This window comes from Paenibacillus jamilae, assembly GCF_050482105.1.
GTDB classification, from domain to species: Bacteria; Bacillota; Bacilli; order Paenibacillales; family Paenibacillaceae; genus Paenibacillus; species Paenibacillus jamilae_B.
Map to the genome: position 1 here is coordinate 376,293 of NZ_JBCNHI010000020.1, position 13,352 is coordinate 389,644.

19 protein-coding genes are annotated in these 13,352 nt (G+C 48.9%); all 19 read right to left on the reverse strand.

All coding sequences use genetic code 11. From position 1 onward, the window contains the following. Positions 1 to 119: 119 nt before the first annotated feature. The 19 genes from ABEW32_RS20655 to ABEW32_RS20745 all read right to left on the reverse strand — a co-directional run bounded on the left by ABEW32_RS20655 (position 120) and on the right by ABEW32_RS20745 (position 13,086). Positions 120 to 662 carry a hypothetical protein gene (locus ABEW32_RS20655; RefSeq protein ID WP_430191305.1) on the reverse strand — a complete coding sequence of 181 codons (543 nt, stop codon included), beginning with the start codon at positions 660 to 662 and terminating at the stop codon, positions 120 to 122. After that, complete coding sequence (locus ABEW32_RS20660) at positions 659 to 1,051, reverse strand: DUF4320 family protein (RefSeq protein ID WP_430191307.1); 393 nt, start codon at positions 1,049 to 1,051, stop codon at positions 659 to 661. The genes ABEW32_RS20655 and ABEW32_RS20660 overlap by 4 nt, the downstream gene beginning before the upstream one ends. A gap of 36 nt (positions 1,052 to 1,087) precedes the next feature. Continuing rightward, the gene (locus tag ABEW32_RS20665) at positions 1,088 to 1,960 is read right to left on the reverse strand and encodes a secretion protein F (protein ID WP_430191309.1); all 873 of its coding nucleotides are present in this window, start codon (positions 1,958 to 1,960) and stop codon (positions 1,088 to 1,090) included. Between the two features lie 17 nt (positions 1,961 to 1,977). Further along, entirely contained in the window at positions 1,978 to 2,724 is a 747-nt protein-coding gene (locus ABEW32_RS20670; protein WP_430191311.1) for a JAB domain-containing protein, read from the reverse strand. Then, a complete protein-coding gene (locus ABEW32_RS20675; RefSeq protein WP_430191313.1) occupies positions 2,724 to 2,933 on the reverse strand; it encodes a hypothetical protein in 210 nt (69 codons plus the stop codon). Before ABEW32_RS20675 ends, ABEW32_RS20670 begins: the two co-directional genes overlap by 1 nt. A gap of 12 nt (positions 2,934 to 2,945) precedes the next feature. Continuing rightward, on the reverse strand, positions 2,946 to 3,884 hold the full coding sequence (locus ABEW32_RS20680) for a hypothetical protein (RefSeq protein ID WP_430191315.1): 939 nt from the start codon (positions 3,882 to 3,884) through the stop codon (positions 2,946 to 2,948). Beyond that, positions 3,881 to 5,224, reverse strand: coding sequence for an ATPase, T2SS/T4P/T4SS family (locus ABEW32_RS20685; protein WP_430191316.1), 1,344 nt, complete (start codon positions 5,222 to 5,224; stop codon positions 3,881 to 3,883). The genes ABEW32_RS20680 and ABEW32_RS20685 overlap by 4 nt, the downstream gene beginning before the upstream one ends. After that, positions 5,221 to 6,072 (reverse strand): MinD/ParA family ATP-binding protein, encoded by an 852-nt coding sequence (locus ABEW32_RS20690; protein ID WP_430191318.1) that lies wholly within the window; start codon positions 6,070 to 6,072, stop codon positions 5,221 to 5,223. Before ABEW32_RS20690 ends, ABEW32_RS20685 begins: the two co-directional genes overlap by 4 nt. Next, on the reverse strand, positions 6,062 to 6,820 hold the full coding sequence (gene cpaB, locus ABEW32_RS20695; protein ID WP_430191320.1) for a Flp pilus assembly protein CpaB: 759 nt from the start codon (positions 6,818 to 6,820) through the stop codon (positions 6,062 to 6,064). The genes ABEW32_RS20690 and cpaB overlap by 11 nt, the downstream gene beginning before the upstream one ends. A gap of 38 nt (positions 6,821 to 6,858) precedes the next feature. Next, complete coding sequence (locus tag ABEW32_RS20700; RefSeq protein ID WP_430191322.1) at positions 6,859 to 7,284, reverse strand: prepilin peptidase; 426 nt, start codon at positions 7,282 to 7,284, stop codon at positions 6,859 to 6,861. Then, positions 7,281 to 7,613 (reverse strand): hypothetical protein, encoded by a 333-nt coding sequence (locus ABEW32_RS20705; RefSeq protein ID WP_430191324.1) that lies wholly within the window; start codon positions 7,611 to 7,613, stop codon positions 7,281 to 7,283. Before ABEW32_RS20705 ends, ABEW32_RS20700 begins: the two co-directional genes overlap by 4 nt. 54 nt (positions 7,614 to 7,667) lie before the next feature. After that, the gene (locus ABEW32_RS20710; protein ID WP_430191326.1) at positions 7,668 to 7,877 is read right to left on the reverse strand and encodes a mercury transporter; all 210 of its coding nucleotides are present in this window, start codon (positions 7,875 to 7,877) and stop codon (positions 7,668 to 7,670) included. A 4-nt stretch (positions 7,878 to 7,881) separates the two neighbouring features. Beyond that, positions 7,882 to 8,718: a conjugal transfer protein TrbL family protein gene (locus ABEW32_RS20715; protein ID WP_430191328.1), complete on the reverse strand. Its 837-nt coding sequence runs from the start codon at positions 8,716 to 8,718 to the stop codon at positions 7,882 to 7,884. A 65-nt stretch (positions 8,719 to 8,783) separates the two neighbouring features. Further along, positions 8,784 to 9,014 (reverse strand): DUF6133 family protein, encoded by a 231-nt coding sequence (locus ABEW32_RS20720; protein ID WP_430191330.1) that lies wholly within the window; start codon positions 9,012 to 9,014, stop codon positions 8,784 to 8,786. Positions 9,015 to 9,077: 63 nt separating this feature from the next. Continuing rightward, positions 9,078 to 9,416 (reverse strand): Mbov_0395 family pilin-like conjugal transfer protein, encoded by a 339-nt coding sequence (locus ABEW32_RS20725; protein ID WP_430191332.1) that lies wholly within the window; start codon positions 9,414 to 9,416, stop codon positions 9,078 to 9,080. Next, complete coding sequence (locus ABEW32_RS20730; protein ID WP_430191334.1) at positions 9,416 to 11,017, reverse strand: VirD4-like conjugal transfer protein, CD1115 family; 1,602 nt, start codon at positions 11,015 to 11,017, stop codon at positions 9,416 to 9,418. Before ABEW32_RS20730 ends, ABEW32_RS20725 begins: the two co-directional genes overlap by 1 nt. Next, on the reverse strand, positions 10,968 to 11,483 hold the full coding sequence (locus tag ABEW32_RS20735) for a hypothetical protein (protein WP_430191336.1): 516 nt from the start codon (positions 11,481 to 11,483) through the stop codon (positions 10,968 to 10,970). Before ABEW32_RS20735 ends, ABEW32_RS20730 begins: the two co-directional genes overlap by 50 nt. Further along, on the reverse strand, positions 11,480 to 12,340 hold the full coding sequence (locus ABEW32_RS20740; protein WP_430191338.1) for a hypothetical protein: 861 nt from the start codon (positions 12,338 to 12,340) through the stop codon (positions 11,480 to 11,482). Before ABEW32_RS20740 ends, ABEW32_RS20735 begins: the two co-directional genes overlap by 4 nt. 38 nt (positions 12,341 to 12,378) lie before the next feature. Continuing rightward, the gene (locus ABEW32_RS20745) at positions 12,379 to 13,086 is read right to left on the reverse strand and encodes a hypothetical protein (RefSeq protein WP_430191340.1); all 708 of its coding nucleotides are present in this window, start codon (positions 13,084 to 13,086) and stop codon (positions 12,379 to 12,381) included. Positions 13,087 to 13,352 lie beyond the last annotated feature (266 nt).

The following is a 13,352-nucleotide window of genomic DNA, read 5'->3' on the forward strand; positions in this document are numbered from 1 at the left end:
ATGCAACTCCCTTATGGTTAAAGTTCGTGTATGAGATAGAGTTCTATCTCTATCATACTGTATAATTCTGTAAATACCAATAGAAATGTGGATGTCGATTGATGAACAATTGTGTCATTCTATTTACTGAATCGAGGTCTGTATACAGCCTGAATGGGGAGGTCTGCTTCCATCGGAGGCAAGTGGCCCCAACCAAAGGATAAAGGCACTTTTAGATGAATCACAGCCTGGGCAGTAAATTGTCGGATGCTGTTCGGATCACTAGGGGCAAAAGGAGCATTGAAAATCGTAAGAGATAGTCCAGACAGTGTATATTCCGTTTGATTGCCTGCTTGTTTTACATACTGGTCGTTTTCCGGGATCAGACCGAGTGTTTCGGTGAGCCGCGAATAGATATCGCCTGCGGAAACCTGTTCCGCCCACCCGCTTGATGATCGGCTGAAGCCGCCAGAATAACTTTGGCGAAGGCCAGGATAAACATTGCTGTAGTTTTCTGTTGCTACAGAAATAATGGCGCTTTGGACGGCATCGCGTACACCAGCGGCAATGATGGTAAGACGCAAGTATTCGTATACGGCACAGGAAATAATCAACACCACCAGTACAATCGCTATCGTTAAGGGGAAGCCGCTACCAGAACGATTTTGCCAGATTCGTTTCACTTCCAGTACACCTCGCTCTTTCCGCTGGCTTTGGCGGTAAGCTCGATGGGGAACGATGCAAAACTGCCAAATAAGCCAATATTAACGGTAGTTTGCAGTGTAACGGTTACTTCTTCATTAATCTGGATTTGCCCCGTTCTGCTCCATATAATAGTGGGATGGAGTCCTGTCTGCGTTTGTAATGCTGCTGTGCGCTGTGTAGTTTCCGGCCCGACTCTGCCGGAAATTTCAGCTTCCCTTGCCAGCTCTGCCGCATAGGTATCCAACTGGTATTTTGCAATAAACACAGGCAGTACCTTTACCACTAGTGCAATGCAAAGCATGACAGCCAATACCAGGACAACCACATCAATATAGCTCTCGCCTCGTTTGTTGGTAAGGAACTTCATAAGGAAAATCCTTTCTTCATGGGATGGGGTTGTGGGCTAAAATAGCTTGCCCATCGCCTTCATAATTTCCATGCCCAGGATGACCATGTACATCAACATGAAGCAGACGAGCATATAGAAGGAATATTTGCGGATTTTGCCTGGACGCTTCATGGCGATGAGCTTCAGACGCTGAATTTCCATGAGCTTAAAATCATGGGCCAGCATCTCGAAGTACACCACTCCTTGATCGCCGCGCATCACTGCCAGCAGCCCCCGCACCACATCGGAAAGCATGGTGCTGCCAATACGCGATTCCAGCCGCAATAGCGCTGTTTCTTGATTACCGCTTTTCATATCGGCTATCGTCATCCATAATTCACTTTGCAGGCTGCCTCCTGCATGTCTGGCGTAAACCTCCAATATGCGCAGGACATCCCGCGTCGCTTTTAATTCCTGTGCAACGGTAGCGACAAAGCGGGGCAATTCCACCTCGATTTGCTCACGCTTTTTCCGCACGATCTCGTCTGCACTACGAGATTCCTTAAAAAAGATAGCGATAGCAAGAAAAACAAACACGGGGAACAATAGTGGCAAGAGCGGGAGCAGGAGCAGCCCGCACCCGAAAATAAGCGCAGCTTTGACAATTGCTCCCGCTATATACGCCTCCGGCGTCGTTTGGATACCCGCCGAACGCAAGGCTGCTGCCGTCTTTCGTTTATAGTAGTCTCCAAGACTTACCTTTCCTGCCAACCATGAGGACAAACGAAAGATAAGTACCTGAACTGGCGAATCTTTCTGCTTGCCGATCTTTGCCACCTTGAGGATGGCGCGTGTAGATGCAAGCGTAGGCAGCTTGAGCCAAGCGGCCAAAATCAAATAAGCCCCGATTGTTACAAAAAAGTCGAAGCTAACCAACCATCCAATCATATATTTTCACATCTCCTTTAGCGCTCCCATTCATCATCTAAGGATTCATCTCCGATGCCTTGATCCAACTCGTCTACAGCATACAGAGCTGATGGTTCACGGGCTTTGGTTTCAATCACTTCATAACAAGGCGCTTTTTCCGCTACGCGGGGCATTCGTCCTAATTGAGCCAATGAAGCAAAATTGGTGCCACCAATGATGATATGATCCAACACGCTGATGTGCAGTGGGTCAAAGATGGCGACCATTCGTTCTGTTAGCATAATATCTTCTGGAGAAGGAGTTGGAACACCGCTCGGATGGTTGTGAGCCAGGATAATGGAAGAGCAGTCGCAGTTCAAAGCGGCCTTAAGTACTTTGCGCGGATGCACGAGTGCTTCCGAAATCCCTCCTTCCGAGATGATACGTGTTTCAATGACTTGATTTTTGACATCAAGAAAAGCTGCCATAAATTGCTCTCGATCCTTGACGCCACCTAGAAACGCGGAAAAATATCGGCTTGCCGTTTCGGGGGTTGAGATTTTTTGCTTGGCGTTTTCTTCCTCCCATTGAAGTACACGATAAGAGCGGAGAAAGGCATTTAGCTGCTCTACCTTGAGAAGTTGTTTCATTGTCAGTTCTAACGCATAGGGATGCTCAACTGCATTGAGTAGACTGTTGTGAACGCCATACTGTTGTAACTTGCGGAGCGGAATGCCTGTCAGTTTGTGAAGGGATTTCACATAGTCAGCAATCATTTGTTCATCCAATGGTGGTGTAGCCATCAGGTATCCCTTCCTCCTTCTATTGCCTGTAACACCTGTTTTACAGCCTGCAAGTTTTCCAGCAGTTCAGTGGGAAGGTTCCACTCTTCAAGATGGTCCCAAAAGTGGGCGGTGCCGTATTGAGACAATAGCTTTGCGACTTGTTCCCGCTCTTGAGGGGTAGCCTCTAACAACTCTCCCAACAAATAAGCTGTTTCGGAAGCGGACATCGTATCACTCCTTTATCGCTTGTATTCCATTGGTCGGGTTAAGCGGATAACCGCCGCAAAAGAGATAAACAGCGTCACGCCGCATAACGCCAGAATGATCTGGCCGGGAGTGCTGGCAGTCAGGGTTGTAAACCATTCCCGATTCAAGAAATAGAGCAGCGGGATATTGCCCAGCATGAGCAGCGCCATGGTGATAAATTCTTTCAACGGCTCGTACAGAAGATAATCCAGTTCGGCTGAAACGACACGCATGTCAGATAGCTTGGCAACGATAGGCATCAGCGTTGTTTTCAGGGTGCGATCTTCCTGGCAAGTTATCAAGGCGTCACACCATTCCTGAAATACGCTATCATGGATTCTTCCTTTGAGTTGTTCAAGGGCGAGCCGCAAGTTCGCATGAATGAGCTTGGACTCCGCAAGAAACGCTTGAAACACATCGGCTACAGGCGGATTCAGATACGGTACATTTTCTTCTACTGCGGCTAATATATTTTCGCTCCGCAAATAGGAGGTCGTAATAATCGAGAGGGCTGTTTCCAGTTCGCTGTGGAGTCGCTTTTTATAGAAAGTTGAAGTAAACAGCACCATCCAGAAAGGGATGAGGGCAAAGCCCGCTGCAAGCACAGGTATCAGCCAGGTGTTTTTCAACAATATGGCGAGTATCGCTCCGGCTATAGCCAGCACAAGAGAACTTACGCTGAGAAGTCCCAGCTTGTTCGATTGTCCGGTTTGGTTGAGAATGGCTTTGGCTTCCTGTATGATGGCACGCCAGCCCTTGAGTTTTTTTGGGCGTTGAACAGCCTGGATACGTTTGCCGATAGGGAGCTTGCGGGGCTGAACTTGAGTAAGCAGACGAGAAAGCTCATGGAAAAGAGTTCGTGGAGACAGATTGAGCAGAAAGAGGAAGCCACCGGAAAGACCGAAAAAAGACAAGAGCAGCAGCATTGTCATTCGTTTTCACCTCTGAGCAATGTGGTGAGCCGGGACAGGGGAAGCCCGTTTTCGAGCAGCCGCTTTTGCAGACCAGACGAAATGTCGTTCACTTTCTCGTAGCCACCTTCGATGATGGTTTTTCCGGCGATTTCTCTTGTGGAGTGAACAGCGTAGCGATAGAGCGGAATGACTTCACGTTGTCCGTCCGGCAAAATACGGCACTCCGTTACTTCCATGATTCGCCGCGAGTTGTCCTCCAGCTTTTTGACAAACAACACCAAGGGAAATGCTTCTGTAACGAGGTTGTATAAGGTGGCATCGTTCATTTCGTATTTTTGCGTACAAAGCGTCACCATCCGGTAATAAGTGGAGAAGCAAGAATTGGCGTGGGTGTTCGTAATGACGGTATGCCCGGTACGGGCAGCTTCTTGGGCGGCGAAGGCTTCGGCAGATTTCATTTCACCCACGCAGATCACGTCAGGGTTGGCGGTCAGTGCAAATTCAAGCAGCTTTTCTTGGTCAATATGCTGGCGTGGGTCTTCGCTGGAGCGGGTTACTGTATGCACGACATTGTTCAGTACTTGGCCTGACTCATCGGTGACGACAAGATCAAATTCCCGCGCTCCCTGCTCAATGGTAAATATCCGTTTGTCATAGGGGATGGTGGACAGCAGCCAGCTCATCAGCGTGGTCTTTCCGCTGCCAGTTGCTCCGGTAACGCACATGGACAAGCCATAACGCAGGCAGAGACTTAAAAAATCGAGCATGTCAGCGGTTGCCGTCCCACTTCGGATAAAGTCTTCTCGCCCCAACTTTTGTGGATTGATGATCCGAATGGAAGCAGCGATGCCTTTCTCCCTATCCGTGACAGGTGGGCCAAACACCGTAATGCGAATATTATTCGCCAAGTGGCCGCGCACTATAGGTTGCGAGTAATCGAGAATCATCCCCGACTGGTGCAGAAGCCGGCGAATGACATCTACCGCATGATCTGGCGATGTGAATTGTTCATCGGCTGGAAGGATGCGTCCGTCGGTATAGCTGATTTTCACATCGTTGTAGCCATTAATATTAATTTCCTCGACCTCTCTGGAAAATAAGTAACGAGTCAGAAAGGAATACTCCACCATTTCGGCATAGAGCCGATCAACCAGTTCTTCAAAGGAAAGTCCCGGCACATGGAGTCGATTGTCCGTCAAATATTGACTCATATACGAAATCAACTGTTGCTTTTGTTCCTCCGGCTTGCGGCTCATGAGTGTGGCATATTTGCCGGACAGGTAGCTTTGTACATCTTGCAGCACATCAGTGAATGCCTTGGATTCGGTTGCAGAGAAGAAGAGAGCTGAGTTATTCATTGCTTGTCACCTCGTCGTTTTGGCCATAGCTGTTGCAATAGGAGACTCATTCGGGATAAGGAATTGGAAAGATTCTTTTTTTCGCTTGATGCAGAGGATGGCTGCTCCTCAGGGTGAAGCTGCGCTATGATAAGCCCTAGGGCTTTGGAGTATGCGGCGGCCTCTTTGCCAGAACAGTCATCCAGCAATCGGGCCGCTGCTGCTTGTTGCTCAAGCTCCGGCACATGAGGGAGCGTCACTTGAATACCACCGAATACCTGACTATACTCCCGGCTGTCCTGCTCTCGCTTCACATTTGACAATACAGGAATAACAGAAGAGCGGCGGAAGCGGGCATCGGATACAAGCGGTAAATAGGAAGCATAGAACATCAAACTTTTCAGATCGCAACTATGCAAGCGCACAACATGATCTGCCAGTTCCAAAGCCACGGTAGAAAGTGGGTCAGCAGAGAGGAAGCTGCTGCAATCCACCAACACGACATCTGCCAAATGACGAGCCAACGTTAATAGGTCTACAGCGCGTTCCCGATTATAGGTGGCATAGGTAAAGGCGTTATCGCCTTTCTTGTAGCCAAGCAGGGCGATTCGTGGCGACACATCCAGCGGCAGCGCGTAACGTAGTAAGTCTTCTTGCGTTAAGGCTGGTTGACTCAGCAATTCTCCAAGCGAATGATGGTTAGAAGCTCCTTGCGGAGCAATCGTAGATACGGATGGGCAGAGAGCGTCACAGCAGAGGACAAGCACATTTTGCTTCCGCGCAGCAAAGGCTTGAGCCAGCTTGACGATCGTGACGGTTTTGCCGCTGTTGGGGCTGCCCCAAACGGCAATCAAGGATTTATTGCTCATGGACACTCTCCTCTTTCTGCGCTGCCTTAGAAGCAAAGTAGGCATCCTGTTGATCGGTAAATGCCTTTGCGGTGATGGCCTCTCCACGATAGACCAGCGCTGCATGGAGCTTGCTCTTGTTCTCCAGATCAGCTAAAAGTTTGGCCTGCTCCGGCAGAACCAGCAAGGTTAATGTCGAAGGCAGCGCCTGTTCGTCCTGTTCTTTGTCCGATTGGCTACTTTGTTGGGCATCCTGGCCACCACTCGTCGTTGCCGCCAATACCTCCACATATTGCAGTTCTGGCATGATCGTAGTGGTGCGCAGTTCACCATAATCCGAAGCGATAAGTGTCACAATGTCGCCAGGCTGAAGCTTGCCGGACAGCCCAGCAGCAAGGCTTTTGATTGTAACGGAAATGGCCTGCTTGCTGCCGTTCAGGCGGCTCAGGTAAGCGTCTAGCGGAGTGCTGGATAATTTGGTGGGCAGTAAGTAATCATTTTTTTTCAAATCCACTGCTGCGTACTGACCAATGACAGCTTCGGCTGAGGTCGATACTTCTTGGGGCAAATGGTAGGCTCCTACCTGAACGGTTTCAATCTGATCGGCGGTAATGACTGCACCTTTTGCTACATCTTTGGTGAGACGGACGATCGTTATTTGTTCACTGCTTGTCCGGTTCAAGAGAGGGGCAATACCCAAGGTAAGAATGAGAGAGAACACAATGCAAGTGACTCCCACAACCGTGCGATTTCGGAACCATGATTTCAAAAGAAAACCTCCTTGATTCTAGGGGTGAAAATACTGATTTAATGCGAAAGAATAAAGGCTACGATTCCACCGACAGCCAGAAAAGGTGCCAGTGGCAATGTCGTTTGTTTTGCAGCTTGAAAGCCAAAGCGGAAACTGATGGCTACAGCAAACAGCAGCACCAGTACCAAGCCGAGAATGCTTTGTAACGTGCCATAGATGGGACCGAGTACAAAGCCGCAAGCAGCCATTAGTTTAATGTCACCGCCGCCGATTTTGCCTCTGGTGAAGATTGCCGCCAGTAAGTAGGGCAAGCCAGTAATGAGTAGGCCAGAAAGGGCAGTGAATGGAGAGAAATTCAATAGCCCCACGATAACAATCACGAGTGACAGGCTGTTCGGGATCTGTCTTGTTCGTAGATCACAGATGCTTGCTAATAACAGTAAGAGGATGAAACATATGGCCTCCACGCTCAGGATGCTCATAAAGGAAACTCATCCCATTCTGGCAATGCACGATAGGGATAATGCTTCTGGCTCTTCTTGAACTTCACCATAAAGCGCAGTTGATCCAGTACTGACAGGTTATATCGATCTTTTGTTGTCATCATGACGGATGCCGCTACACCGCTTAAAAAGGTGACCACAGCAAAGGGAACGCTGCCTTTGAATAGCCAGATCAGTAAGGCAAGAGCAACTGCCAGTATGGAGCCGATGGCGCTCTGCCCCAATTGTTGTTTGCCAAAGCCGGGGAACCACTCCGCTTCCGGCTTGACTCCCATAGGAATATATAAGGTTTGCGGCTCTTGATTCATACAAGGGTGCCTCCTCTTAGATGAAGGAAATGGAATTTTGTGCTCACTATTTTGTTATCTGTAGTAAAACAGGATTAGCTCCTTCACTTGCCAAATGCTTTCGGCAAGAACATAAAAGATGATCACATTTCGAGCGCGCTTTTTGTATTTACTGGATTCCTCATCAGCACCGGATAGTCGAATCATGTTGTAGATAAAACGGAAAGCGCAGCCTACTCGAATGAGGAGAACAACAGCTTGGGCTAATTCCTCCAGGGTAACCATCCTTTTAGCCCGCCTTGCTTAGCTTACGAGCCATACCAATCAGCTTGAAGCTATGATAGACATTATTGACCACGCCGCCCCCACCGCCAGTTGTAATAAGGAAGTCGGACAGGAATCGTGGCGTGCGAATGGCTAACATCATGCAAGCCATGCCCCAAAAAACATGGTTTTGTAGCATCAGTCCAACGCCGAGCTTGGCCAAAGCAATTTGGATGACGACAGCCAGCATGGACTGCGTAAATTTCTGAGCATAGGCGCGGAACACGCCTTTATCATTGTCGAGCAGTCCCGCGCAGGCCAGCGGAATGCCTACCCGCAAGATAAACATCTCCAGCCCCCGCATCAAAAACTGGAAGTAGAGAATGAAAAAGCAGACGATAAAGATCAGGCCAAATACGGCGGTAACGAGTCCAGCCGATTCAAGCGCATTCACCCACAACTCCCAGTCATATTGTGTGGACTGTCCAATCACACCCAGCAAGCGGTTTGTTAAGTCTTCCACCATGCTACCCAGCCAGGTATAGATCGTGGGAAAACAGACGGCAACTGCCATCGCCCGAAAGAAATTGGTGAGCAGGAACAACGGTTCCTCGTCCGGATCGCCGTCCGTCCACAATACGTAGATTTCAAACCCCTTTTTCAGAAATTTGAGAATCATCAGAGCTACACCAAAGGAAAATACAATATCGTACAGGTCTTCGAGCAAATTCGCTCCAGTGGTTAAAGTCATGTACCTTTCTGCATAGAGTGAAATCGGAACAATATCCTTCAAGAGCGTATCCATGTACATCAGGGAACCGTTCAGAAGGGCAATGATAAGTAAAAGCAGAATTTTCTCCAAGCGATAAGCCTCCTTAAATGCAAAGAGCGGCTGAACTGCCGCTCCTTGCCGAAGGTAGTCGGGTCTTAGCCCTTATAGTTGAACATATCCTTGATCCGCTGAGTCAGGGTAGGGAGAATCGTACCGTTAAAAAGCAGGTACAAACCAGCCAGCAACAAAGCACCGATCACGACAGCAATCAAGATTTTCACCGCAGAATCAACGAAGCCTTCGCCGCGGCGATTGCGGAGCGCTGATTTTGCCATGATTACGGTATACATTCCTTTTTCCCTTACTGCGCTGAGCCATTTTTTCATTGTCCATAACCTCCAAATGTGATTTGAAATGAAAAAGAGCCTGCCGCATGAGGCAAGCCCGATTTATTTGTAGTACCCGATGATAATGTTCAGTGTAGCGGAGCCAAGAACAGCACCAATACAGGAAACCACCGCTACAATGATCCGATTGTTCCACTTCTTGGTATCCATTTCATCGGCAGCAGAGCGGCGGATACTGAAATAAATAATGAGTAGACCCGATACGATGGGAGCCAGAATCATCAGCCAGGTGGTGACGTCACCGATCAGCTTTTCGGTTCCGGTGACGAGCTTGCTTCCTTTGATGTCTCCCGATGCAAAAGCAGAGGGAGCAACCAGCAGCAACCAGTAGGCAGCACAGGTATTTACAACGATCTGACGAATATGCCCCTTGCCGTCCATCAATCGTCGGAGGGTGGGGCCATAAAACCGCCGGAAGCGGCTGCTTGCTGGCGTTGTTCGGCTAGTTGTCTTGTGATGTCCTTTTGGTAATAAATCCAGATGTTCCACAGTTTCACCTCCTCTCTCGTATCCGTCAGGATCGGCCGCCGCTGTTCCCGTTCTTCACGAACCTTGCGGTTATGCTCTTTGTCTCCAAGGCCCATCATGCGGTTGAATGCCCATTGACTCAGATCGGGGGAAAACATCATGGCTGGATGGGAGCGGGAGAGAACAATCTGATAAGGGCGAGATACGCGGCGCACCTCATCTACCGTTAGCAGCTTACGCTCCAATAAATTCAGCGAATGCGAGGTGCTTGGCGTGGAGTATTTACCGTGAGAAGCAGAAAGCTGATAACTGGAGGTCGTATACGTCCCCAGCTTTTCGCTGATTTCCCGTAGCGTCTCCAGATCGTCAGCCTGCAGGTAAATCCATGTCTGACAGTTGCTCTTGATTGTGCTGGCGGCGTGGTCGTCGTATTTTTCCTTGAGCTGTTCAAAGCTCTGCAGAAACAGGTCAAAACGCATCCCGCGCCCGCCGCCAACGGTGAGCTTGTTCGTGAAGTCGGCAATCGGGGTAAAGTTTCCGAATTCGTCCAGGATAAAGTTGACCCGCTGCTCCAACCGCCCGCCGCGTACATCGGCTTGTGCGGTCAGCAGTTCATAAAGCTGCGATACCATCAGGGAGGCAACCGGATAAAAGGTTGTTTTTTCATCCGGCAAAATAATAAAAAGCGCCTGTTTCTCACGGCCAAGGTCAGCTAAGGAAAAGTCGCTTTTGTGGGTAATGGCATAAATAGATTTGGAAGTGAACAGCCGAAGTGTGGTAAGCGCCGAGGTGTAAAAGCTGCCTTTGGTGCGAGAGGGCGCAATGTCTGAAATACTAAGCAAGGCGCGGGCTGGATGCTGTTGCGGGAGTCGTTTGATATATTCTTGCATCGGTGTTTTGTTGCCGATTTGCCGATTCATCTCGGCAAGGAACCAATAGACATTGGTCAGGTTCTGGTATTCGGGGCGTTTGATATTGTCCCACACCACACTGAGAATGGAAGCAGCAATGACCGACATTTCGCCGTTTGTCCATATCTTCTCGCCTTGCGCTTTACCGACCAGCACCTGTGTCATATCCCAGGCCAGCATTTCAGCTTGTTCCTGATCGCCGGCAAGCGTGGCGTCAATGACGGGTTGCAAAAGGTTATAATGGTGGCTTTTTTCGGGATGGCGGAAGTCCAGCGTCAGTACGGTATAGCCCAGCTTTTCCAGGAGAACATGGCTATAGTGGAACAATTCTGCCTTCGGATCGCTGATAACCATTGACTCTCCAGCCAACCCAAGCAGGCCAATGGATTGCAGCACGACGGTTCGGGATTTACCGCTGCGCGTCGCACCGATACAAAGGGTATGGACATCATCGCCGATATAGTAGAGGCGCTCCTGGTTACGTTCTTGCCGCAGGCCAAGGACGATTCCACCGGAAGAAACAGCAGGCGGGGAAATGGATAACAAAACCGGATTACTCGGCTGATTCCATCTCGGAATCCCTTTCGGATGATTCAACTGCATCGGTAGGTTCCTCCTTAACCCTTGTATTTAAAAAGGCCAGGTCATCATAGCCGGTGTCGATCAAGTTCCGGATAAATGGATGTCCGAGGTCGAGGGTTTGACTTTCAAATAAGCGGGGCATTTCCTCATCCCGCATCCAGCGTGCCGAACCGTGCTGATGTTGTCCGACTGGAACAGGCGTTTCAATTCCCGGCGCAACTTGTTTCAGTTTGCTTTGGTAAGGCTGACTGTTCGCAAGGAAAAACAGGACAGACAATACAATCACGATGCCCTGAAAGCAGAGAAACAGCAGCAGATGAACCTTGGTGTGAAGCAGACTGTTGAGACTATAGTTAAATGAAGGGAATGCTAGTGTTCTTGCGGTTCCAGATAAAAGGTTATGCAAGGCTGTAGTAAAAAACAGATTGAAGATAGCACCACAATTAAAGAACAAGAGCGAAAGCCAAAGCTTGGGTTTGAGTGTCACCACTCCATCCCCTCACTTGGTTCAAAAAAATCTTCGGTAAATTCACTGGCCTTTAGGGCGGGGGAATCTACTGACTGAACATAGGTGGACGCAAGATGGGCATCTGTTTCCAACTGAAACGGCTCGTGCTGAGCGGCATGATCGAGTTGTGCTTGCAAAAAGAGCGATTTAGGAGCAGGGCAATCATGAATATGCCCCCATTCCTCCGTGTGCAGGTTGTGCATTCCGACATATTGCGGGTAATCGTCGCAGAGCGTATGCAGCAGACTGTCTTCATTGATAATCTGAGCCAATACGCCAGGATGAGAAGCAGACAATTCATAAACCGGGATGGCACAGTCATCCAGCGGGTAATAGTAGTAGTCGCCCTGACCAGCAGCGTGGTGGAGCGCCATGTCCGACAATACTTGATTTCCGACAGTCTGATGTACCGCAAGTTGCTGAACGCCTTGCCGTACTACATGGTAAATACCATTGTCTAAGCGCTGACATGGGCTTAACTCCTGTCCTGTTGCATCTCGTGGCGCTTCAAATTCACCAAAGTATTCAGGGGCAAAATAGCGCCCTTCCTGTGCCAGTTTTTCCGGGTTGGCTGTGACTTCGCTAAGCTCCGGGTGTTTGATTGCTCCTTGTTGAGCCAACTCATATGTGGGAACAATGCTTTTGACATCATCAAAATAGATATGATCGCCGTGTTGTTGCCCCAGTTTCAGCGCTTCATCACTGAGCTTTTCTTTGGCGAAATCGGCATCCAGCACCAGTCCCTGGTTGTGTTCGGCTTGCAGGGCGTAAATATGAAGTCCAATTTCAACACATGTCAAGATGGTTCCCCAAATGGAGATTTGTGGTTGCGGCATCGGATTCCCTTCCTTCTAAAATGGATAACGTACAAGACTTAGCGGGGCAGTTCGGCGGCATCTAGTACGTCAGGATTGCCGTCAAGGTCATGGGCAAATTCAGCATCATAATCTAGGTGAATGTCCCGCTCTTTCAGCACAGGTAACAGGTCTTCCAAACGCTCGATCAGGATTTGCACCTGTTCAAATTGCTCTATGGTTTTGTCATTGGGTGTAATAAGGAACTTGACCATTTCATCGTGGATGAGTATCAGTTCCGATTCGCTGAACAGTTTTCGGGCATCAACCAAGCCGCTACGGACGGCGAAGTTTTCCATGGCCTCATCCTTGTTGTAAAAATATTGCCGCTGCACAGGCGCTTGATTATCCGGGGCCAGACGGTAGGTGGAGAATACGTATTCAAATAGCGGGTGGTGCTTGCAAGCCAATATGACGTTCCCATGTTCGCAGAGCTTATACACACCATTGGCGATTTTTTCAGTCTTGTCGTGATAGGGTTTCTCCGTACAGATGCCCAATTGAAATGCCGTTTTTTTGGCCAAGTCATGGATACTGCTCATTAGCCGATCCGGGACAGTAACAAATGGGTTCTTCTCGATGCTGTCCATGCGAGTGAAAAAGGCAATGAGTTGGTCGTTTTGATAAAGATCGGCTAAGTAGTCGGCAGAAGTTGAGCGGCGGACGTCAATGCCTTGTGCGGTAAGAGTAGCAAAGAAGGCTTTATAAAATTCATGTTTGCTTTTCATGGGAGTTCCACTCCTGTAAATCAGTAGGAGAAGTCGCTTTCTCTCTAAGCTCTTCACTATTTTTTGTCTTTACATCTAATGAGTTTTGGGAATCGGTAGCCTTTGATTGAGACCGTTTCTTCGGGCTGCGATGATGGTGGTGTGGAGGTTGCTTCATCATCTGCTCAAAGGATTGCAGTCGACCATTAGTAAATAACATGGTATCTGTCCTTTCTGATTGTGGGTGTTTGTCCACAGGGGAGTGGGTATTATGCACAAGTTATCCA